This is a genomic window from Paenibacillus sp. GQ49 (assembly GCF_059759055.1).
The window spans coordinates 250874-274077 of the sequence record NZ_JCAXEL010000001.1 but is presented as its reverse complement, the minus strand read 5'-3'; the positions used below and the strand labels follow the sequence as shown (position 1 = coordinate 274077).

General features: G+C 45.5%; 21 protein-coding genes. All 21 read left to right on the top strand.

All coding sequences use genetic code 11. The annotated features are described in order from the left end of the window. Positions 1–9 precede the first annotated feature (9 nt). The 21 genes from AC6CIF_RS01340 (at position 10) to rbfA (ending at position 23190) form a co-directional block, all read left to right on the top strand. Entirely contained in the window at positions 10–798 is a 789-nt protein-coding gene (locus AC6CIF_RS01340; RefSeq protein ID WP_017689160.1) for a FliA/WhiG family RNA polymerase sigma factor, read from the top strand. 62 nt (positions 799–860) lie between these two features. Further along, a complete protein-coding gene (locus AC6CIF_RS01335; RefSeq protein WP_498197481.1) occupies positions 861–2270 on the top strand; it encodes a flagellar assembly protein A in 1410 nt (469 codons plus the stop codon). 52 nt (positions 2271–2322) lie between these two features. Continuing rightward, positions 2323–2637 carry a hypothetical protein gene (locus AC6CIF_RS01330; RefSeq protein ID WP_076208886.1) on the top strand — a complete coding sequence of 105 codons (315 nt, stop codon included), beginning with the start codon at positions 2323–2325 and terminating at the stop codon, positions 2635–2637. A gap of 65 nt (positions 2638–2702) precedes the next feature. Further along, on the top strand, positions 2703–3287 hold the full coding sequence (locus AC6CIF_RS01325) for a hypothetical protein (RefSeq protein WP_498197479.1): 585 nt from the start codon (positions 2703–2705) through the stop codon (positions 3285–3287). 3 nt (positions 3288–3290) lie between these two features. Next, complete coding sequence (locus AC6CIF_RS01320) at positions 3291–3917, top strand: hypothetical protein (RefSeq protein WP_498197478.1); 627 nt, start codon at positions 3291–3293, stop codon at positions 3915–3917. Between the two features lie 296 nt (positions 3918–4213). After that, on the top strand, positions 4214–4912 hold the full coding sequence (gene rpsB, locus AC6CIF_RS01315; protein WP_017689155.1) for a 30S ribosomal protein S2: 699 nt from the start codon (positions 4214–4216) through the stop codon (positions 4910–4912). A gap of 115 nt (positions 4913–5027) precedes the next feature. Then, positions 5028–5678, top strand: coding sequence for a translation elongation factor Ts (tsf, locus tag AC6CIF_RS01310; RefSeq protein WP_036609326.1), 651 nt, complete (start codon positions 5028–5030; stop codon positions 5676–5678). Between the two features lie 232 nt (positions 5679–5910). Next, positions 5911–6639, top strand: coding sequence for a UMP kinase (pyrH, locus tag AC6CIF_RS01305; RefSeq protein WP_076208883.1), 729 nt, complete (start codon positions 5911–5913; stop codon positions 6637–6639). Beyond that, complete coding sequence (frr, locus tag AC6CIF_RS01300) at positions 6639–7193, top strand: ribosome recycling factor (protein WP_017689152.1); 555 nt, start codon at positions 6639–6641, stop codon at positions 7191–7193. Before pyrH ends, frr begins: the two co-directional genes overlap by 1 nt. Before the next feature lie 89 nt (positions 7194–7282). Then, entirely contained in the window at positions 7283–8050 is a 768-nt protein-coding gene (gene uppS, locus AC6CIF_RS01295) for an undecaprenyl pyrophosphate synthase (protein WP_017689151.1), read from the top strand. A gap of 16 nt (positions 8051–8066) precedes the next feature. Next, complete coding sequence (locus AC6CIF_RS01290) at positions 8067–8861, top strand: phosphatidate cytidylyltransferase (RefSeq protein ID WP_498197475.1); 795 nt, start codon at positions 8067–8069, stop codon at positions 8859–8861. A gap of 69 nt (positions 8862–8930) precedes the next feature. After that, entirely contained in the window at positions 8931–10070 is a 1140-nt protein-coding gene (locus AC6CIF_RS01285) for a 1-deoxy-D-xylulose-5-phosphate reductoisomerase (protein ID WP_076208881.1), read from the top strand. A gap of 113 nt (positions 10071–10183) precedes the next feature. Further along, positions 10184–11455, top strand: a complete 1272-nt coding sequence (gene rseP / locus AC6CIF_RS01280; RefSeq protein WP_076208880.1) for an RIP metalloprotease RseP — start codon at positions 10184–10186, stop codon at positions 11453–11455. 62 nt (positions 11456–11517) lie between these two features. Continuing rightward, positions 11518–12972: a proline--tRNA ligase gene (proS, locus tag AC6CIF_RS01275; RefSeq protein ID WP_498197473.1), complete on the top strand. Its 1455-nt coding sequence runs from the start codon at positions 11518–11520 to the stop codon at positions 12970–12972. Between the two features lie 343 nt (positions 12973–13315). After that, a complete protein-coding gene (locus tag AC6CIF_RS01270; protein ID WP_498197472.1) occupies positions 13316–17635 on the top strand; it encodes a PolC-type DNA polymerase III in 4320 nt (1439 codons plus the stop codon). A gap of 256 nt (positions 17636–17891) precedes the next feature. Next, positions 17892–18353, top strand: a complete 462-nt coding sequence (gene rimP, locus AC6CIF_RS01265; RefSeq protein WP_047842499.1) for a ribosome maturation factor RimP — start codon at positions 17892–17894, stop codon at positions 18351–18353. A gap of 123 nt (positions 18354–18476) precedes the next feature. Next, a complete protein-coding gene (gene nusA, locus AC6CIF_RS01260) occupies positions 18477–19574 on the top strand; it encodes a transcription termination factor NusA (RefSeq protein WP_062833827.1) in 1098 nt (365 codons plus the stop codon). 25 nt (positions 19575–19599) lie between these two features. Continuing rightward, positions 19600–19905 (top strand): RNase P modulator RnpM, encoded by a 306-nt coding sequence (gene rnpM, locus AC6CIF_RS01255; protein WP_017689143.1) that lies wholly within the window; start codon positions 19600–19602, stop codon positions 19903–19905. Further along, positions 19898–20227, top strand: a complete 330-nt coding sequence (locus tag AC6CIF_RS01250) for a L7Ae/L30e/S12e/Gadd45 family ribosomal protein (protein ID WP_017689142.1) — start codon at positions 19898–19900, stop codon at positions 20225–20227. Before rnpM ends, AC6CIF_RS01250 begins: the two co-directional genes overlap by 8 nt. Continuing rightward, a complete protein-coding gene (gene infB, locus AC6CIF_RS01245; protein WP_498197469.1) occupies positions 20220–22805 on the top strand; it encodes a translation initiation factor IF-2 in 2586 nt (861 codons plus the stop codon). The genes AC6CIF_RS01250 and infB overlap by 8 nt, the downstream gene beginning before the upstream one ends. Before the next feature lie 25 nt (positions 22806–22830). Beyond that, on the top strand, positions 22831–23190 hold the full coding sequence (gene rbfA, locus AC6CIF_RS01240) for a 30S ribosome-binding factor RbfA (RefSeq protein ID WP_017689140.1): 360 nt from the start codon (positions 22831–22833) through the stop codon (positions 23188–23190). Positions 23191–23204 lie beyond the last annotated feature (14 nt).

Genomic DNA, 23204 nt, shown 5'->3' with positions numbered 1-23204 from the left:
TGAAAGCAATTGAACGAGCGTAAAGCTTCACATTTGAACCATTCTGATCTGTGGGAAAAGTGGAAAGAACATGGAGATCTTGAAGCCAAGAAAACGTTGATTGAAAAGTATCTTCATATTGTAAATTATGTATCCGGTCGACTGGCTGTCGGTCTGCCTAAAAATGTTCCCAAGGATGACTTGGAGAGCAATGGCGTTATGGGGTTAATTGATGCATTGGAGAAGTTCGACTATGAACGTGGTCTGCAATTTGAAACTTATGCATCATGGAGGGTCCGCGGAGCCATTCTTGACGGTCTGCGTCAAGGTGATTGGGTTCCGCGTTCTGTGCGGGAGAAGGCCAAGCGAATTGAAGACGCCTACCAACAGCTGGAACAAAGTTATCTGAGGTCTGTTAGTGATGAGGAAATGAGCGAGTACCTGGACGTGTCCACTAAAGATTTTCAACATATGCTTCAGGAAGTGGCAGTCATGTCACTTTGCTCGCTGGAGGACCCCATTCGTGAGGAAGAGTCTGAGACTCGTCTGTCCTTGATGGTGGATGAGAAAGCCAAAAATCCGGATTATAAAGTGAATGAGTTTTATTTGAAGGAAGCTTTGGTGCAAGGGCTTGACAAGTTGACGGTAAAAGAGAGAACGGTTGTTTCACTCTTGTATTACGAAGATCTTTCTCTTAGTGAAATTGCTGAGGTTATGTCTCTTTCTCCGTCTCGTATATCCCAGTTACATTCCAAGGCAATATTACGATTACGCGGCACGTTGGACAAACAGAAAGATTTGTTGATGCGTAAAGATTAATAGAGAGAAGTAATATCATTGGAGTTTGGGGAGTGGAAAGTCTAAAAGGGGGAAGAATTGCGGTGACACAGCGGACTGCTTTGGAACAATGTTTAAACATTGTTTTATCGGACGACAAATGCACAGCCTACCTTGAATTTTCCAAAGAGGAAGAAGGCTTTGCCTGCACGATCGATGAACTTGAACAATTTGTGGCAAACAAGGGCGTCAAACAAGGTGTATCGCGGGAGGCATTATTACTTTTTGTGAGCAACCCTGAAACCTATTTGAAAGATAAATACAAGATTGCAGAAGGTGTCGCTCCCATTCAAGGAACAGATGGCTTCATCAAGGTTCTGGTTGGAATGGACGATACGAATGAACGACGACCCCTGGAATCGGAAGATGGAACTGTCGATTACAAAGAAGTGACCCGGCTAAACAATGTCCGTAGTGGTCAGATCATTGCAGAGCGGATCGCTCCTTGCGATGGCATACCAGGCAGGGCAGTAACGGGTGAGGAAATTCCTTATCGTCCGGGAAAAGAAGCTCGGTTTAAAGTTGGGAAAAACGTTGTGATTAACCCGGATGGTTCTGCGATGTATGCTGCACTGGATGGGCTGGTTACCAAAACGGACGGTAACAAACTGAATGTGTTTCCGGTCTATGAAGTCAACGGTGACGTTGACTACAATAACGGTAATATTGACTTTGTAGGCACAGTTGTCATACGAGGCAATGTACTTACCGGATTTAAAGTCAAAGCAGCAGGTGACATTCGTGTCGTCGGAGGTGTCGAAGGAGCTGAACTGGAAGCAGGCGGCTCAATCGAAATTACCGGTGGTATTATTGGTTATAACAAAGGACTGGTACAAGCAGGCCATAATGTTAAATGTACTTTCATTCAAGAAGGTAACGTAGATGCCGGTGAAGATGTTCTGGTTTCCCAAAGTATTATGCATTCCAATATTCGTGCTGGTCATGGTGTCATCTGTGCGGGCACCAAAGGTCTAATCGTTGGTGGCTCCATCCAGGCTGGTCAGAACGTCTCAGCGCGTGTTGTAGGCAACAGCATGTCCACGGTCACTTCCATTGAAGTTGGTGTGCTACCAAAGCTGCGTAACGAACTCAATGATTTGCGCAAGGAAGTCAGAGAGCAGATGGATTCCTTGGATAAAACGAAGAAAGCTTTGACATTGCTGGATCAATTAGCTGCCGCTGGACAACTCACTCCAGATAAGATGTCGATGCGAATCAAGCTGAATGCTACGCAGAAATCTGCTCTTCGTATAAGTGAAGAAACGAAAATGCGTATCTTTGAAATTGAAAAGGCACTTGAAGATACAAGTAAGGCTCGTGTTGATATTCTGAAGATGATTTATGGAGGCTCTAAAATAGTTATCGGCAGATACACGAAATTTATTAAAGATCCGGTGAGTCGAATTTCATTTTATTATCACGATGGTGATATTACGATGGTTCCATACGTTTAAGTACAGCATTCAGGCACAGGAAGAAATCCATTCGAAACCGTGAGGTGAGCGTATGAGTTTCAAAGCAGTGGAGTTGCAGATTGCGGTACCACGAACAAGTGAAGCGGGACGTTATCAAAGTGAAGCCCAGCAGCGACCGATTACGGATCAGAATCTTTTGGCAGAGCAAACGTCGAAAGAAGCAAATGAAGCAAGGCAACGAAGTGAAGCAATGGACGAAACTTCACAGACTTCGGTGCGTGATGGTCATAACCATGATGGGGATCAGCAGAGTGGTTCCGATGGACAGGAGTCTGCTCAGGCTCAAGAGACTGTCAAACCTGCAGAGCACCCGTACAAGGGAAAACACATAGATCTGTCTTTATAATAAATGGTTGTTATGGACATGGAGTCTTGCGCACCGATGGTTGAATCAGAAGGAGAGAACCCAATTTGTCACCATGGATCATTATTGTCATATTAGGGGCCTGCGCCATCGCATACGCTTGTATTATGCCTCGGAAAAACAAGGTGCAAGAGCCTGGGCATCAACTGGTGCAGGAGATGGAATCTACGCTTGAACACTACATGACCGAGATCGAAAATGATAATGATGCTCTTATTCAACGTGTGGCTGAAATGAAGGGAGAAGCGACAGCAGCCGATCAACGTATGCAATTGCAACTTCAGGAATTACAGCAGCGGTTGGATCAGCTGGAACAGAGCAAAAAGAATGAACCTGTCGCATCACCTGCTCCACACTCTGGTAATGTATCCGTACAATCTTCCGAAGGTTTGCAAGCACAAGCGCTCGTGAAAAGTGTACAAGCAGAGGCGGCCCAGCAGGCGTTAGAAGCAGACCAACAGACCAGTGAAGTCGAATCTTTGCCTGGGCGTGAATCGATTAAAGATCGATATGCAGAACTCTTTAATCTACATGCTGAAGGTAAGTCGATGGATGTCATATCCAAGCAGACAGGCATTCAGCGAGGTGAGGTACAGTTAATACTGCAACTGGCAGAACGGGAGGAAAGCTAAGTCATGGACAAGCGATCCTTATGGATTGGTCTGGGGAGCGGCATGATTATTGGTGCGGTTTTGCTTCAACTGGCCACAGTTGGACAAAATGCATTGTCGGATAGTAATCTGGACTCCGAGCAGACTGCCAATATAACCAAAGAACAACTTGAAACAGCCGCAAAAAGCCTGGATATGAAGGTGGTCGGTTCTGAAGAGGAATTGTACACAGAAGCGGAGTGGGTAGATAAGAAAAAGCAGGAAAGCAGTGAGTTGCAAGGGGAAACAGCAACACCACCTGAGACAGTAACCTCTACGGAAACACCTACCGAGCCTGAGAAGCCACAAGAGCCTGCTACAAGTGAAGTTGAAGGGCAAAAAGAGATAACTGAGCCGAAAACAACAGAACCTGTAACGCCGAGCAATCCGAAAGGCGCAACAGTATCATTCAAAGTACGTTCAGGCAATAGTCTGGCGATCGTTGCAGCAAACCTGAAAACCGCGGGAATCGTAGATGATGCTCAAGCATTCATCAAGGCTGGCAAGGCTGAGCGAATCAATACCAAAATCCAAGTGGGTACCTATGCGCTTGAAAAAGGCGAAAGTTTCAAATCCATTATCGCAAAAATTACGAAAGAACCGTCAAACTGAGCATGCTCGGACTGGACGGTTTTTGCGTATTAAACGGTGCATTTTCAAAGCTTGATAATAATTAGCGCCTGAGTTACATATCAAGTTTAAAATGATTCGATACTAGCAAAAAACGAAAAGTAGATTTTAGCTTCAAAAACTGTTGCATCGGACAGTCAGTTATGCTATATTAGATAACGGTGTTAAAACACACGCATGTGCTAATTTTGTTGAGGGTGCTTTCCTTATGGAGAGTCTTGGCGAAAAATGATGCCGGCGGAGGACACAATAAAAACCATATTAGGAGGTGTGTGAAGATGGCAGTAATCTCCATGAAGCAGCTTCTCGAAGCTGGGGTACACTTCGGTCACCAGACTCGTCGTTGGAACCCAAAAATGGATCGTTATATCTTCACTGAAAGAAACGGAATTTATATCATCGACTTGCAAAAGACGGTGAAAAAAGTCGAAGAGGCTTACAACTTCGTTAAAGGAATCGCAGGAGAGAATGGTAAAATTCTTTTCGTGGGTACTAAGAAACAAGCTCAAGATTCCGTTAAAGAAGAAGCTGAACGTGCTGGTCAATTCTACATTAACCAACGCTGGCTTGGCGGTACCCTGACTAACTTCCAAACAATTCAAAAACGTATTGATCGTTTGAAACAGTTGGAAGCTTGGGAAGAAGACGGTACATTCGCTGTATTGCCTAAAAAAGAAGTTATCTTGCTTCGCAAAGAAAAAGATCGTCTGGAGAAATTCTTGGGCGGTATTAAAAATATGAAAGGCCTGCCAAGCGCCCTGTTCATCATCGATCCACGCAAAGAGCGTATCGCTGTTGCGGAAGCTCGCAAATTGGGTATCCCAATTGTAGGTATCGTTGATACTAACTGCGATCCGGACGAGATCGATTATGTTATCCCAGGTAATGACGACGCGATCCGCGCTGTTAAATTGCTGACAGGTAAAATGGCTGACGCAGTAATCGAAGCTAACCAAGGCGAAGAAACTTCCGCTTAATAGATTCGAACATATGTTATAAACTAAATGAAAAGGGTGGTTGGCAGGTGGATAACCTCTCACTGCCCTTTTTTTAGAGTGTACGTACAATACTTAATGTTGGAGGGAATTTATAATGGCAGTTAATGCGAGTGCAGTAAAAGAACTTCGCGAAAGAACGGGCGCTGGTATGCTCGATTGCAAAAAAGCACTGGAAGAAGCAAACGGTGATGTAACAAAAGCAGCTGAATTGTTGCGTGAGAAAGGTCTTTCTGCTGCAGCAAGCAAAGCAGGCCGTGCAGCAACTGAAGGCGTTGTAGAATCTTACATTCACGCTGGTGGACGTATTGGTGTCTTGGTTGAAGTTAACTGTGAAACTGACTTCGTTGGTAAAACGGATCAATTTAAGGATTTCGTTAAAGATGTAGCTATGCAAATCGCTGCAGCTAATCCTAAATTCGTTACACGCGAAGAAGTTCCTGCAGATGAGCTGGAAAAAGAAAAAGAAATTCTGAAAGCTCAAGCTCTTAACGAAGGCAAACCAGAGAAAATCATTGAAAAAATGGTTGAAGGCCGTATCGGTAAATACTACGAAGAGTACTGCCTGCTGGAACAAACTTTTGTTAAAGATCCAGACAAAACGATCTCTCAATTGCTGAACGAAAAAATCAGCCAAATTGGGGAAAACATCTCCATCCGTCGTTTCGTTCGTTATGAACTGGGTGAAGGTCTTGAGAAAAAAGTAGACAACTTCGTAGAAGAAGTAATGTCCCAAGTAAACAAATAAGACGGTTTCTATAAACCGGCGAGCTAAATTGATTTTCGAAGATATAAGAATGATGAAACTTCGAAGCGTAAACTCCCTTATATCTCAGGAAAACAGTGCCTTACCGGTTAAACGTTTTTCCTAAAAGAGCGGAACACAACTGTGTTCCTTTCTTTTTAAGCAGGAGGCCATGCGCGAGGAGTTTTGTTGGTTGAACACCAAGCGTGTTCAATTCAAAGTGGAGGGTGAATAATTGGAACAGCCAGTATTTAAACGTGTTGTCTTAAAGGTCAGCGGAGAGTCTCTTTCCGGTCAAAACGGCTACGGTATTGATGCAGATACGATCTCGTCGATTGCCCAACAGGTAAAAGAGGTTGTTGCACTTGGTGTACAGGTTGCTATTGTTTGTGGCGGCGGAAACATCTGGCGTGGAATTGCCGGTAGCGAAAAAGGCATCGATCGTGCAACTGCCGATTATATGGGTATGCTGGCGACAGTGATGAACTCGCTGGCACTGCAGGATGCTTTGGAACAGATTGAAGTGCCTACGCGTGTACAGACATCTATTGCAATGCAACAGATTGCAGAGCCTTATATTCGTCGTAGAGCTATTCGCCATCTGGAGAAAGGCCGGGTCGTTATTTTTGCAGCAGGTACAGGTAACCCGTTCTTTTCCACGGATACAACAGCAGCACTGCGCGCAGCGGAGATTGAAGCAGAAGTTATCTTGATGGCCAAAAATAAAGTTGATGGTGTATACTCAGCAGATCCGTTTAAGGACAGTACAGCTGTGAAATTTGATCAGTTGACTTACATGGATATTCTTAACAAAGACCTTGGTGTAATGGATTCGACGGCATCCTCGCTTTGTAAGGACAACAACATCCCGTTGATCGTATTTGCCATTACGGAACAAGGTAACATCAAACGTGTTGTTCTGGGCGAACGTATCGGAACAATCGTTAAAGGGAGTGTAGATTAATGCCACAAGCGGTTAAACAACATGCCGAAGAGCGTATGGAAAAAGCAATTCAAGCATTGCGTCGTGACCTGGCTACTTTGCGTGCAGGCCGTGCAACTCCAGCTCTTCTGGACCGAATCCAGGTAGAGTATTATGGAGCAATGACGCCATTGAATCAACTCGCTAATATCAGTACTCCGGATTCCCGTACACTGATGATTCAGCCTTGGGACAAATCCTCCATGGGTGACATCGAGCGTGCCATCATGAAATCAGATCTGGGTCTTACTCCAGCCAATGATGGTAGCATGATTCGTTTGTCTATTCCGGCATTGACGGAAGAACGTAGAGCGGAACTTGTTAAGCTGACGAAGAAGTTCGGTGAAGAAGGTAAAGTAGCGATTCGTAACATTCGCCGTGACGCGAATGATGACATTAAGAAAATGGAAAAGTCAGATATTTCCGAGGATGAATCCCGGAGACATCAGGACGATATCCAAAAATCGACCGACAAGTTTATTGCTGAAGTCGATAAGGTACTCGCTGCCAAAGAAAAAGAAATCATGGAAGTGTAAGACAAGCGCAGCCCCTCCAATACGGTGGGGTTTTGTCTCTTTTTCCAAGCTTCAGATAAAGAAACTTCAGGGATTTTGGAGGAACAGGAATGATCAAACGGGTTCGGTCGTGGTGGAATGGGGCTGACAAGCAGGAAACGCTGACTATATCCGAGGACAATATCCCGCAGCACGTCGCCATCATCATGGACGGCAATGGACGATGGGCCAAACGTTTGGGACTCCCGCGTATAGCCGGGCACCAAAATGGCATGAAGGCGGTCAAACGTGCGACCATCGCGGCGGATGAACTGGGCATCAAATATCTGACGATGTACGCTTTTTCGACAGAAAACTGGACGCGTCCAAAAGAAGAAGTGGATTTTCTGATGCGACTTCCGCAAGAATTTCTAGCCATAGAGCTGGATGAACTTATAGAAAAAAATGTGCGCATTCGCATGATGGGTCAAGAGGAACATTTACCTTCTCATACAATTAATGCCTTGCGGGAAGCCATTCGTCTTACGGAACATAATACAGGTCTCGTTTTGAACTTTGCAATGAACTATGGAAGTCGTCGTGAAATGACGGACTGTGTTAAACAGATCGCTCTGCAGGTGAAATCGGGGGAACTATCGGCAGAAGACATAACACCTGAACTCATTGATAGACATATGCTGACGGTTGACATGCCCGATCCGGATCTGCTGATCCGGACGAGCGGAGAGTTGAGATTAAGCAACTTTATGCTCTGGCAGCTTGCATATAGTGAATTATGGTTTACGGATATATACTGGCCCGAATTTGGCAAAAAGCATTTGCTTGAAGCAGTAGCCGAATATCAGCGCAGAACAAGGCGTTACGGCGGTTTGAAATAGATGGAGGATGAAGCCGTTGAAACAGCGATTAACGACAGGAATCATAGCAGGTGTGTTGTTTTTGGGTTTTTGCATGCTGGGCGGACCCTGGTACCATGGTTTGGTATTGCTTATGGCTCTCATCGGTTATTATGAATTTGTTAAAATGACCGGGGTGATGCCTTTTTCAGGTGTAGCCCTGATTGGATATGCTGGTGTTTTTGCCATTGTGTTTCCTTGGGAAATGCTTTGGGAGGCAAGACCGCTATCCATATTTCAGGTCATCTGGATAGTGATGCTTGTACTGATGACAGCTTCGGTTGTCACCAAAAATAAGGTTCCCGTGAATACAGTGGCCATGCTTTTCCTCGGCGTGTTGTATATAGGGATCGGTTTCTATTACATTGCAGAATCCAGACATCTGCATCATGGATTGTTCTGGACGTTCCTGTTGCTGGGCTCCATATGGGCCAGTGATGCAGGAGCTTATTTTGTGGGGAAACTCATTGGTAAAAACAAACTGTGGCCTTCCATCAGTCCAAACAAGACTATAGAGGGTGCACTGGGTGGCATCGTAATTGCAATTGTTACTTCTGTTATTTTTGCATTAGTATCAGATGGTTTGCTTTCGTGGCAGAGAGCGATTGTGATCGGAATTGCCTGTGCAGTTGTAGGTCAGATGGGTGACTTGATCCAGTCTGCATACAAACGTGTATATAATATCAAGGATTCAGGCAGTCTTCTCCCAGGGCATGGAGGCATTCTTGATCGGTGCGACAGCTGGATTGTTGTTTTTCCATTCGTACATATACTAATGCTATTGCCCTACTAAAGAAGAACTTGTGTCTGAGATAAAGCATTGTTCGCCGTAGGCATTGGATAATTAAAAATGAGGTGCAGCATGAAAAAAATTGCGATTCTCGGGTCAACCGGTTCCATTGGAACCCAGACACTGGATGTAGTTGACATGCATCCAGAACTCTTTCAAGTGGAGGGACTGGCTGCCGGAGGCAATACAGACCTGCTGATCGAACAAACCAAACGTTACCGACCGAAGAAGGTATCGGTGGGGTCTAAAGAACTGGCGGAGAAGGTAGCTCCACATTTGCCAGCAGGAACGCAACTATTTTATGGCAATGAAGGACTCGTAGAAGTTGCGGCAGGAACCGATGCGCATACGGTTGTTACAGCGGTGGTGGGCAGTGTTGGATTGGAGTCAACGCTTGCTGCCATAGACGCAGGCAAACAGATCGGACTGGCCAACAAGGAGACATTGGTTACAGCGGGGCATATCGTTACGACAAGAGCGGCTGCCAAAGGAGTCTCTTTACTGCCCGTTGATAGTGAGCACTCTGCGATATTCCAATGCTTGAATGGTGAAAACAGAGAACGCCTGACAGGCATCACGCTCACCGCTTCAGGCGGATCATTCCGTGATCTTACCCGTGAACAGTTGAAGAACGTGACTATAGAGGATGCACTTAAACATCCAAATTGGTCAATGGGCTCCAAAATCACGATAGACTCGGCAACGATGGTTAACAAAGGGCTTGAGGTCATTGAGGCACATTGGTTATTTGGTCTTCGATATGATCAGATTAATGTATTGCTTCACCCAGAGAGTGTTATTCATTCATATGTGGAATTTGATGACACAAGCATCATCGCACAACTGGGGAATCCGGATATGCGAGTTCCCATTCAATATGCACTGACTTACCCTGACCGCTTGCCATCACCAGCACAGCGTCTGTCTCTTGCTCAGGCTGGGAAATTACATTTCCGTGAGATGGATATGGAACGGTTCCCGTGTTTAAGAATGGCGTATGAGTGTGGTAAAATGGGAGGAACCGCAACAACGGCGTTTAATGCAGCCAACGAGGTTGCTGTAGCCCGTTTCTTGCGTAAAGAGATTTCATTCCTTAAAATAGAAGATATTATTGCTTCTGTGCTGGAAGCACACCACAATGTGGACGAGCCTGATCTGCAGGAGATCGCGCGTTGTGATCAGGAGAGCCGTAAGCTTGCGGCCAGTCTGTAATCTCTTTTTTCATAACAAATTGGAAGAAGTGATTCTCTTGTGCGGCATCAGAGAATAATGATAATCTAGAGGGACAGACTGCGGTATGTGCCGTGAAGGAGGATGGATAGGGATTGGAAACCATACAAGTGGTATTTCTAACGGTGCTCATGTTCTTTGTCATCGTGACGGTTCATGAATGGGGGCATTATTATTTTGCCAAACGCGCCGGTATTCTTGTACGGGAGTTTGCGATCGGTTTTGGTCCCAAATTGTTCTCATATAAAAGAAACGAGACCCAGTTTACATTGCGTTTGTTGCCTTTTGGTGGATATGCACGAATGGCAGGGGAAGATCCGGAACTGGTTGAGATCCAGGAAGGACAGACCATCGCGGTAAGATCAGCGGATGACCAGGTGAAGATGATCTATCTGGATCAGTTGGATAACCGTAAAAATGTAATACGTGGTGAAGTCATCTCCATTGATATGGAGAACGCCCTGAAGCTTCAACTGGATGTAGATGGTGAGATTCAGGAGTATCGTATTCATCCTCAAGCAATGTTGGTAAGTCGTGGTAAACAAACGCAGATTGCACCGAAAGATCGTCAATTCGGCAGCAAAACCGTTGGACAGCGTGCATTAGCTATTTTTGCGGGCCCACTCATGAACTTTATCTTGGCCTTTGTGCTGTTTGCTGTATATGCGCAGATGGCAGGAGTTCCGGTGGAAAATCCAAAAAATCTTCAAATTGGTGAAGTGCTTGAAGGTGGGGCAGCCGATCAGGCGAACCTGCAGAAGGGCGATATTATCGAAACCATCAATGGTACTGCAATTGGTACGGATTCACAAAAAATGGTGTCGATGATTGCCGATTCCAAAGACAAGCCGATGGAATGGACGCTGCGCCGGGGTTCGGATACGTTTAATATAACGATTACTCCACGTGCTGTAGAAGGACAAGAGGGCGGTAAAGTGGGAATCGTACCTACGTTACCAACCCGATCTGTTGGATTTGTAGAGACATTTAAAGTCTCAGGCGTGGCCATGGTTGATACAACCAAAATAATATTTGAAGGTTTCAAACATCTGATCAATCAATTCAACATGGATGATATTGGTGGTCCAGTTCGTACATTTGAAGTGACAGGACAAATTGCTAAACAAGGGATTGAGCAGTTAACGAGATGGGCAGCGATTTTGAGTCTATATCTTGGGATATTTAACCTGCTACCAATACCTGCACTGGACGGCAGTCGTCTGGTATTTTTGGGAATTGAAGCGCTGCGCGGCAGACCTGTTGATCCCAATCGCGAAGGCATGGTGCATTTCATCGGGTTTGCGATGTTGTTTGTGTTGATGCTGGCAGTGACTTACAATGATATATTACGTTTAATTAACGGATAATTACGGTTGGACTACGCTCTGGACATTCAGAGATAGTCGTTATGGGAGGACGCTGGAGTCTTATGTCAAAGGAAAATGATAAACAGTTTGTGACTGAAATCACACCACAGGGTGAGGATTTCTCACGCTGGTACATTGATGTTATCAAAAAAGCTGATCTCATGGACTATGCACCCGTACGCGGTTGTATTGTGTTCAAACCAGACGGCTTTGAAATCTGGGAACATATTAAGGATGAGTTGGATCGTCGTTTCCGGGAAACGGGCCATCGCAATGCCTACTTCCCGATGTTCATTCCTGAGAGCTTCTTTCAAAAGGAAAAAGAGCACGTGGAAGGTTTTAACCCTGAATTACCATGGGTTACGGAAGCTGGCGGAGAGAAGCTGGAAGAACGTCTGGCAATCCGTCCTACATCCGAAACGATTATCGGTCACATGTATTCCAAGTGGATTCAGTCTTATCGGGATCTTCCGGTACTGATCAACCAGTGGGCTAACGTAGTTCGTTGGGAAAAAAGAACGTTGCCTTTCCTTCGCACAAGTGAGTTCCTGTGGCAGGAAGGTCATACAGCGCATGAGACAGAAGAAGAAGCACGTGAAGAAACGATGAAAATGCTTGAGATTTATCGTGAAGTGGTTGAGGAATACTTAGCTATTCCTGTAATTGTGGGTCAGAAAACCAAGTCCGAGAAGTTTGCGGGTGCGGTGGATACGTACTCGATCGAAGCCATGATGAAGGATGGACGTGCTGTACAAGCAGGGACATCTCACTATATGGGGACGAACTTTGCAAAAGCATTTGAAATCCAGTATCTTAGCCGCAATAATGTGCTGGAGCTGGCTTACACTACTTCATGGGGAGTAAGCACACGTTTGATCGGTGCATTAATTATGGTTCACGGAGATGACCGTGGTCTCGTACTTCCTCCTAAAGTGGCACCAACACAAGTGGTCATGATTCCAATTGGACCTCCGAAAACGCGTGATGCTGTTGTTGGGCGTGCAGATGAGTTGTTCACTGAGTTGAAAAAAGCTGGAGTTCGTGTGAAAATGGATGATCGCAGCGATGTTCGCCCAGGTTGGAAGTTCAATGAATACGAGATGCGAGGTGTTCCGATTCGTCTGGAGATTGGTCCACGTGATATGGAAAATGGCGTTTGTGTACTCGTATCACGGATCACAGGTGAGAAGAAAGTGGTAGAACAAGCGAACCTGGTAGAAGAGATCCAGGCTATGCTGACACAGATTCAGGCAGATATGTTAGAGCGTGCTCGCACATTTATGTCGGATAACTTCTACTCCGTGGATACACTCGATGAGATGAAAGAACTGATGGAAAATAAACGCGGGTTTACACTGGCCGGATGGTGCGGTTCAGAAGCTTGCGAAGATAAAGTAAGAGAAGTTACAGGTGCAACAAGCCGGAACATTCCGTTCCAGCCTGCGGAAGAAAAGCATACGTGCTTGGCTTGCGGTGAACAGGCAGAACACACGGTTGTGTTTGCAAGAGCGTATTAAGTCAGAATCACTTGACGATATACATTGAACTAAACATTTACATGAGAACGTAGAGAACAGAAATAAGCTGAAGAAGCGGAGCGTTCGCCTTTATCCCCGGATTTTCCCCTTTGTAAAAGGGAATCAAAAAATCTGGGGATAACAGCGATCGGAAGGTTGTTCTGTTATCGGAGTGGCAAGTGTAAATATCTTTTTGTTCAATTTATATAACGGCACGTACGGACTGTAAGAGTAATGAATGGAGAGCTTCTGTCGGATAAAATGAGTCGGTGCGAGTTCGGATCGGTGACATTTTTGAATGCAGGGGCTTTTCATGCTTTAAGGGGGTACAAGGAGGAACACGATGAGCGGATTCGAGGAGAAAAGAAAACGGTTTGAGTTGTTGATGAAACAGGCAGAGCTTCCGGCTGGTCTGTTAGAGCCCTATTTTTTGGATGGATGGATTGAACAAGTAGAGACCAATCGAAGTAATCGGGAATGGAATATTCTGATTGCGAAGGATACGTTGGTACCCGCTCCAATCTATCGCACATTTTGCCTGCATATTCAAGAGAAGATGAACCATATTGCCAAAATTTCATTTGGCTTCAAATACACGGATCAAGTACAAAATGGTGATATCGTCAGTGAATATTGGAATCTGTTTCTGGAGTGGGTTACCCGTGAGATTCCATCTGTAAATGGTTGGATGAACCGGACAACCTTTGAATGTGAAGAGGATCTCCTACAACTGACAATGAGTGATGCAACGTCAATGGAATTGGCTCGTAAGAAACAGATTGATCAGGCTATTACAAAATTCTATGATAAGTACTTTCATCTACCTCTTCGCATCAAGATGCAAGTGGGTGAAGTGGGAAGTAATAAAGAGGCCATGGAACAGTTCCAGGCCCAAAAACGTGTAGAGGAACTTGAGGTCATCGAGAAGATGATGAGTGAAGTGGACACAGAAATCCCGGTGGATGAGGAGCAGGGTGATCTGCGTTTGCAAATGGGTTATGACATTAAGGAACCTGCAGTGCCCATGCAGGAAATTCAGGATGAAGAGAAGAAAGTCACGCTTCAAGGTTCGGTGTTTGGACTGGATCGTAAAGAATTACGAAACGGAAATACATTGTTTACCTTTTATCTGACCGACTTCACGGATTCCATGCAAATGAAGATGTTTGCCAAAACAAAAGAGGATGTGAAAATTCTCAGTTTGCTGGCTAACGGTAAATGGGTGAAAGTGCGTGGTCGTGTAGAATATGACCGGTTTATGCAAATTCCTGAGCTCGCCATGATTCCTTCGGACCTGGTTGAAGTTAAAGCACCACCGTCTCGCAAAGATAATGCACCAGAGAAACGGGTGGAGTTCCATTTGCACTCAACGATGAGTACGATGGATGCTGTAACTTCAATCGACAAATACGTGAAAATGGCAGCGGAGTGGGGACATAAGGCGATTGCTGTCAGTGATCATGGTGGGGTGCAGGTATATCCCGAAGCTTCCAAGGCAGCGAAGAAAAACGGAATTAAAATGATCTACGGCCTTGAGGCCAATGTCGTGAATGACTCTGTTGCCGTTGTAATGGCTCCTCAGCCATTGGATCTCCAAACAGCAACATACATCGTATTTGATATCGAGACCACAGGTTTGTCGGTAACACAGAACAAAATCATTGAGATTGCAGCAGTGAAGATGCAAGATGGTAAGGAAATTGATCGGTTTGCAACATTTGTGAATCCGCATGAACGCATTCCCTACAACATTCAGCAGTTGACCAATATTAATGATGACATGGTAAAAGACGCACCTGAGCTGGAGCCTGTTATCCGTGATTTTGTGCAGTTTGCTGGTGATGGTGTGCTTGTTGCGCATAATGCACGTTTTGACATGGGCTTTATCCAGGCTTCCCTGAAGCATATTGGATTGCCAGAGCTTCCTAACCCGGTCCTTGATACATTGGAACTGGCGCGATTGTTATTTCCCAAAAATAAGAACCACCGTCTGAATACGATGGCGGATAAATATAAGGTGGGACTCGAAAGTCATCACCGTGCCATAGATGATACGGTTGCACTCGCGGGTATACTGATCGGATTATTAAATGATGCTGCTCAGATGAAAGGTTTAACGAGGCTCGATCGCTTGAATGATTATGTAGGTGTCGACTTGTCGAATACAAGACCTTTCCATTGTGGAATCTATGCATTGAATGATGTCGGCAAGAAAAATCTATATAAGCTGGTATCTCTCTCTCATACGGAACATTTCAAGCGGGTACCGTGCATTCCCAAATCAAAACTGATTAATTTGCGTGAAGGCCTTGTTATTATATCGGGCTGTGAAAAAGGGGAATTTTTCGAAGCGGTGCTTAACAAATCGCTCGAAGAAGCGGAAGAGATCGCTGAGTTCTACGACATACTGGAGATCCAACCACTTACCATGTATATGCATTTGGTGGATAAAGGATTGGTGGCTACACCCGAAGAAATCAAAACAGCGATCCGTAAAGTCATCGATATAGGTGCAAAACTGAATAAACCGGTCATAGCCACAGGTAACGTGCACTATTTGGAACCACGTGACAAGTTATATCGGGATATCACCATTCACGGAATTACAGGTTTTAGTCCACTGAAAGATCAGCGTAAACCGGATGCACATTTTAGAACGACAGAGGAAATGTTGGAAGAGTTCCAGTTCCTGGGCCAAGATAAAGCTTACGAAGTTGTTGTTACAAATACGGTGGAGTTGTCTGATCGATTTGAGGAAATTAAGTTATTCCCGGACAAACTGTTTACTCCGATTCTGGAAGGTGCAGACGAAGAAATCCGTAATACCTGTTATGAAACTGCCAAGTCCATCTATGGCGAGGAATTACCGGAAGTAATCGTGGCACGATTAGAGAAAGAACTCATTCCAATTATTAAATACGGTTTTTCTGCCAACTATCTGATCTCAGAGCGCTTGGTTAAAAAATCGAATCAGGATGGTTACCTCGTAGGTTCACGGGGATCGGTAGGCTCCTCTGTTGTTGCTACATTCCTGGGTATATCCGAGGTTAATCCACTACCTGCTCATTATATTTGTGTGAATTCGGAATGCAAACACAGCGAGTGGTTCCTGGACGGCAGTGTTCGGAGTGGATTTGACCTTCCAGAGAAAGAGTGTCCGGATTGTGGTGGCACACTTAAAGGAGAAGGCCAGGATATTCCGTTTGAGACCTTCCTTGGATTTAAAGGAGATAAAGTTCCCGATATTGACTTGAACTTCTCTGGTGATTATCAGCCTCATGCTCATAACTATACGAAAGTACTATTTAGTGAGAAGAGTGTTTTCCGTGCGGGGACCATTGGTACGGTGGCTGAGAAAACAGCATTTGGTTTTGCCAAGAAATATGAGGAAGAACATCACAAGAAATGGCGCGGAGCTGAATTGAATCGTTTGGCTTCGGGATGTACTGGGGTGAAACGGAGTACTGGACAGCATCCCGGCGGTATTGTCGTGGTACCTGATTATATCGAGGTCGAAGACGTTACACCTGTTCAGTTCCCAGCTGACGACGTTAATGCGGAGTGGAAAACCACACACTTTGATTATCATGCTTTTGAAGAAAACTTGCTGAAACTTGATATTCTGGGGCATGATGATCCAACTATGATGCGGATGTTGCAGGATTTGACAGGTGTCGATCCAACGAGCATTCCGATGAATGATCCCAAAGTCATGAGCATGTTTAACTCAACCGACGCTCTGGGTGTTACACCGGAACAGATTAGGTCGCCAGTCGCGACGTTTGGCGTGCCAGAGATGGGAACGAAGTTTGTACGTCAGATGCTTGTCGAATCCCAGCCGACGTCTTTTGCCGATTTACTGCAGATTTCCGGATTGTCTCATGGTACAGGGGTATGGCTTGGAAACGCTCAGGATCTGATTAAGAACGGAACGTGTAACATTAAAACGGTGATCGGTTGTCGGGATGATATCATGTTATTCCTGATCTATAAAACGGGAATGGACGCAAGTCTGGCATTTAAGATTACCGAGAGTGTTCGTAAGGGACGGGGCCTGCCGCAGGAATGGATTGACGAGATGAAGAATTGTAAAGTGCCTCAATGGTACATTGATTCGTGTCTCAAAATCCAGTACATGTTCCCGAAGGCACACGCGGCCGCTTATGTTATTTCGGCAGTACGTACGGCGTTCTTCAAGCTGTATCATCCGATTGAATATTACGCAACTTACTTTACCGTTCGGGCGGATGAGATTGATATCGAACTGATGTGTCAGGGATATGACGCGATCTATCGCAAAATTACGGAAATTGAGCAATTAGGTTTCCAGGCACCTCCAAAAGAGAAAAACATGTTACCTGTCCTGGAAATGGGTCTGGAAATGGCAGCACGCGGATTCTCGCTGAAATCCATTGACTTATACCGTTCGGAAGCGACAAAGTTCATCGTTGACGGAAAATCACTAATCCCTCCATTTTCGGCGTTGGCAGGAATCGGGGATAATGCTGCTCGCAATATTGCTGCAGCAAGAGATCATGGTGAGTTTCTATCGGTTGAGGACTTCCAACAGAAGTCGAAAGCAAGTAAGACCATTGTTGAACTCCTGTCCAATATGGGATGTTTCCGTGGCTTGCCAGAGAGCAATCAGCTTTCCCTTTTCTAGGATTGAATTTGGATCTAAACATAGCGATTGCTGGCGGAACGTAATTTTTCCTTCATTAGTAAGTAAACTGCCAGAACCATCGCTTACTTGTCACTATTACCAGACTATGTTATAATTTTTGAAGTGAACGAGATAGTACGAATTTCTAAAGAGTGGGGAAACCCACTCTTTAGTCTTTGGTATACAAGAATCTTGGGTATTGAATAATCTGCCAGTGCTTTTTTGCTGGTGTAACCTAAGTTGGAGGTTATTGGTTTTGAGCACAACGAACATTAAATCTACCGTGGAAGAAATGATCCAACCCTACTTGAACGAACAAGGCTTCGAGCTGGTTGACATCGAATACGTCAAAGAAGGCAGCAACTGGTTTTTACGGGTGTATGTCGACAAAGAGGGTGGCATCGACATCGACGATTGCGTCTTGATCAGCGAAAAGCTGAGCGCCAAGCTGGATGAGAACGATCCGATTCCAACCATCTATTTCCTTGAAGTGTCTTCTCCCGGTGCGGAGCGTCCACTGAAAAAACCTGAGGACGTTACCAAAGCTGTAGGCAAAAATGTTTTTGTTACAACCTACGAGCCGGTGAACGGATTGAAGGAATTTGAAGGCAAGCTGCTTTCCTTTGATGACGAGGAACTCGTGATTGAAGCAGGCAAAAAACAGCATGCCATTTCTTATGATAAGGTTGCCAGTGCGCGCCTAGCTATTTTGTTTTAAGTGCCTTGTTCACTTTATTAATGAAAAAGACACATCTCACGATAACGGCAAGGTGCTCATGAGTTCAGAGCCTTTCGCCGTTTTACGTATGAGATGCCATGTTTGAAAGGGGGATCAACATTCATGAGTATGGATTTTATTGAAGCAATGAATGAATTGGAACGGGAAAAAGGGATCAGCAAGGATGTGCTGTTTGAAGCGATCGAGGCTGCACTAATTTCCAGCTACAAGCGGAATTTCAACACGGCCCAGAATGTGCGTGTTGACATGAACCGTAATACGGGAGTTATTCGAGTGTATGCCCGTAAATTGATCGTGGAAGAAGTCCTGGATTCACGTACCGAAATTTCATTGCCTGCTGCACGAGAAATCAACCCACACTTCCAGCTGGAAGATATTGCGGAGATTGAAGTTACGCCGCGTGATTTCGGACGTATCGCGGCACAAACTGCCAAACAGGTAGTGACCCAGCGGATTCGTGAAGCCGAACGCGGCCTGATCTACAACGCTTTCGTAGATAAGGAAGAAGATATCGTTACGGGAGTGGTGCAGCGTCAGGATTTGCGCAATATCTACATCGATCTGGGCAAAATCGAAGCGGCTTTACCGCTGACCGAATTGATGCCGAACGAGAAGTTTGTTCATGGTGACCGTATTAAGGCGTATATCACCAAGGTCGAGAATACGACGAAAGGGCCGCAAATCATTTTGTCCCGTACCCATCCGGGCCTCTTGAAACGTCTCTTTGAACTGGAAGTGCCTGAGATCTTTGACGGTGTAGTTGAAATTCGCTCCGTCGCTCGCGAAGCAGGGTTCCGCTCCAAGATTGCCGTTCATTCCCGCAACGAGGAAGTTGATCCAGTTGGATCTTGTGTAGGTCCTAAGGGAATGCGCGTGCAGACCATTGTGGGTGAGCTGCGCGGTGAAAAAATCGACATCGTTCGTTTCTCCGATCAGGTAGACGAATATGTTGCTAATGCACTGAGTCCTTCCAAAGTATTGGAAGTTCATGTATTTGAGGAAGAAAAGATGGCTCGGGTTATCGTTCCGGACTATCAACTGTCGCTCGCAATTGGTATCAAAGGCCAAAATGCCAGATTGGCAGCCAAATTAACCGGCTGGAAAATCGACATTAAGAGCGAGAGCCAGGCGGAACAGGAATTCGGCAGAGAAAAAGATTCTTCTTCTGAAATGCATCAGGATTCCGTCTCCGTCGACTAAAGTAAAGTACGGGGGGCGCTGACGTATGAAACCAAAAAAAGTGCCGCTGCGCAAATGTGTGGCATGCCAAGAAATGATGCCCAAAAAGCAGCTGATTCGCATTGTTAAAACGCCAGAGGATGAAGTGCTGATCGATTTGACTGGCAAAAAATCCGGACGTGGTGCCTATTTATGCGGCAAAGAGTCCTGTTTTAAGCTCGCACTCAAAAACCGGGCTTTGGATCGGGCGTTGAAAGGCAAAGTCTCACCTGAAATTTACGAGCAATTAGCAGCTGACTTCATCGCGGTTGAGGATGAATTCAAAGCAGCACAGGAGCGTGAACATGACTAATATTAAAACGCTGTCTTATTTGGGACTCTCTATGCGTGCAGGTAAACTTGTAACAGGTGAAGAAATTGTACTTAAAGCGATCCGTTCTTCCGAAGCTAAAATGGTTATTGTTGCGGGTGACGCCTCAGCCAATACACAAAAGAAATTTCGCGATAAATGCGGAACTTATAAGGTTCCTCTGTTAATCGGATTTGACCGGGATAGTCTGGGTTCAAGTATCGGTAAAGACACGCGTGTTGTTCTTGCAGTAACGGATCGAGGGTTTGCAAAAATGATCTCCAAGCAAGTCGGTATAATGTCGGAGGTGGAGTATATTGAGTAAACAGGAAAACAAGGATAAATTGCGAGTTTATGAATATGCGAAGTCCCTTAATATGAGTAGTAAAGAAATTATAACCATTCTTAAAAAACTGGAAATTCCCGTAAACAATCATATGAGTGTCATGGAGAATGGTTCAGTCGGTAAGGTGGAACAATTTTTTAAAGATATAAAATCCACTGCTGCTTCGAAACAAGGCAACGATGCAAAACCAGTTGCTACTTCGGCAGTGCGCAGTGACAAACCAGTGGACAGCAACAAGCCGGCCGGCGGAGTGAACACGCCGAAGAGCAGTAACCCATCCGGTAGTCCCGTACCAACAAAAATACAACAGGAAAAGCAGGTAGGTATGAACAATAGACCAAATTCCAACAATAACAATGGCACCCAAAGACCCAGCGGCCAAGACAGCCGCAACAGAACGAACTCTTCCCAAGGCTCAAGCCAAGGAGGACAATCAACTAACCGCCCAAGACCAGCTCAAGGTGGACAAAGCAGTACTGCATCCCGTCCGCAAGGATCGGGTCAACGTCCGAATAACAGCGGTGGCGGTCAGGTAAGAACTTCAGGACCTAACAGCGGTGGTAATACAGGTACTGCTGGCAACCGTAGCGGTGGCCAAGGTCAGAGCCAAGGACAAGGCCAACGTAGAAGCGGCCCAGGTGGCACTACTGGCAGCAACAACAATAGTGGTAACCGTTCGAACAGCGGTGGCGGTGGACGTCGTTATGATGACAACCGTGGCGGCAACTTCCGTGGTAACCGTGGTGGCAAGAACAACCGCAACAGAAATCAACAACAGTACCAACAACGTGAAAAAATTGATAACACACCTAAGAAAATCATCGTTCGTGGTGATATGACTGTTGGTGAAACAGCGAAGTTGCTCCATAAGGATGCTTCCGAAGTTATCAAAAAGCTCATCGCTATGGGCGTTATGGCAACAATCAACCAAGAGCTTGATATCGAAACGATCCTTCTGCTTTCAGGTGAATTCGGTGTTGAGGTTGAAGTGAAGATTGTGCTTGAAGATGACCGTTTCGAAACACTGGAAGAGAATGATGATGCTGCTGACTTGCAAGCTCGTCCACCAGTAGTTACGATCATGGGTCACGTTGACCATGGTAAAACTACTTTGCTGGATGCTATTCGTTCCACGAATGTATCCGATGGCGAAGCAGGCGGAATCACGCAACATATCGGTGCATATCAAGTTGAAATCAACCACAAAAAGATCACGTTCCTGGATACTCCGGGTCACGAAGCATTTACAGCGATGCGTGCACGGGGCGCACAAGTTACGGATATGACGATTATTGTCGTAGCTGCGGATGACGGTGTTATGCCACAGACCATTGAGGCGATTAACCATGCCAAAGCTGCTGGGCTACCAATCATCGTGGCTGTCAATAAAATTGACAAGCCGGGCGCTGATCCAGACAAAGTGAAACAAGAACTAACTAGCTATGAACTCGTTCCTGAAGAGTGGGGCGGAGATACCATCTTTGTTAACGTGTCAGCGAAACAAAGAATGGGTCTGGAAGGTCTGCTTGAAATGATTCTGCTGGTTGCAGAAGTGAACGAATACAAAGCGAACCCGGACAAACGTGCCCGTGGTACAGTGATTGAAGCCGAGCTGGATAAAGGACGTGGCCCAGTTGCACGTATCCTCGTACAGCACGGTACATTGAAAGTCGGCGATGCTTTCGTAGCAGGTAACTGCTTCGGTCGTGTCCGTGCGATGGTCAATGACAAAGGTCGTCGTCTGAAAGAGGCTGGACCTTCAACACCTGTTGAAATCACAGGTTTGACTGAAGTTCCAGGTGCGGGAGATCCATTCATGGTGTTTGAAGATGAGCGCAAAGCGCGTTCCATCGCTGACAAACGTGCGATTACGCAACGTGAATCCGATCTGGGTACACATACTCGCGTAACGTTGGATGATCTGTTCCAACACATCAAAGATGGCGAGATCAAAGATCTGAACGTAATCATCAAAGGTGACGTACAAGGTTCGGTTGAAGCATTGAAAGGTTCCCTTGCGAAGATCGAAGTTGAAGGTGTACGCGTGAAAATCATTCATAGCGGCGCTGGTGCAATCACGGAGTCCGACATCATTTTGGCGGCAGCATCCAATGCCATCGTGATTGGTTTCAACGTTCGTCCTGATAACCAAGCGAAAGCAACTGCAGATCAAGAGCAAGTAGACATTCGTCTGCATCGCGTAATCTACAGTGTTATCGAAGAAATTGAACAAGCGATGAAAGGTATGCTTGATCCGATCTACAAAGAAAAAGTTATCGGTCATGCTGAAGTTCGGAGCACGTTCTCCATCAGTAAAGTGGGTACCATCGCTGGTTGTATGGTTACCTCGGGTAAAATTACACGTTCTGCGGAAGCACGCCTGATTCGTGATGGCATTGTCCTTTACGAAGGTAAGCTGGATTCCCTGAAACGTTATAAAGATGATGCCAAAGAAGTAGCCCAAGGTTACGAGTGCGGTATCACACTGGATAAATATAATGATCTCAAAGAGGGCGACGTTATCGAAGCCTTCATTATGGAGACAGTACAACGATAAGCAAGGAAGCATGAGGTGAACAACGATGGCTAAGATTCGTACAGGTAGAGTGGGCGAGCAGATTAAGAAAGAAATCAGTCTGCTCATCCAGTCTGAACTGAAAGATCCACGTATCGGCTTTATTACGGTAACGGGAGTCGAAGTGACAGGAGACTTGTCGCAAGCCAAAGTTTATCTGAGTGTCTTCGGTGAGCAGGAACAAAAAGATAACACGCTCAAAGCTCTGGCAAAAGCAAATGGATTTTTGCGTTCCGAGCTGGGCAAACGTATCCGGTTCCGGCATGTTCCCGAGTTGATATTTAAGATTGACGAATCCATCGCTTATGGCAGCCGAATTGAGAAGCTGCTTGGCGATATTGGTTCCGACAAGAACGAATCCCAGTAACAGAATAGAGGAGA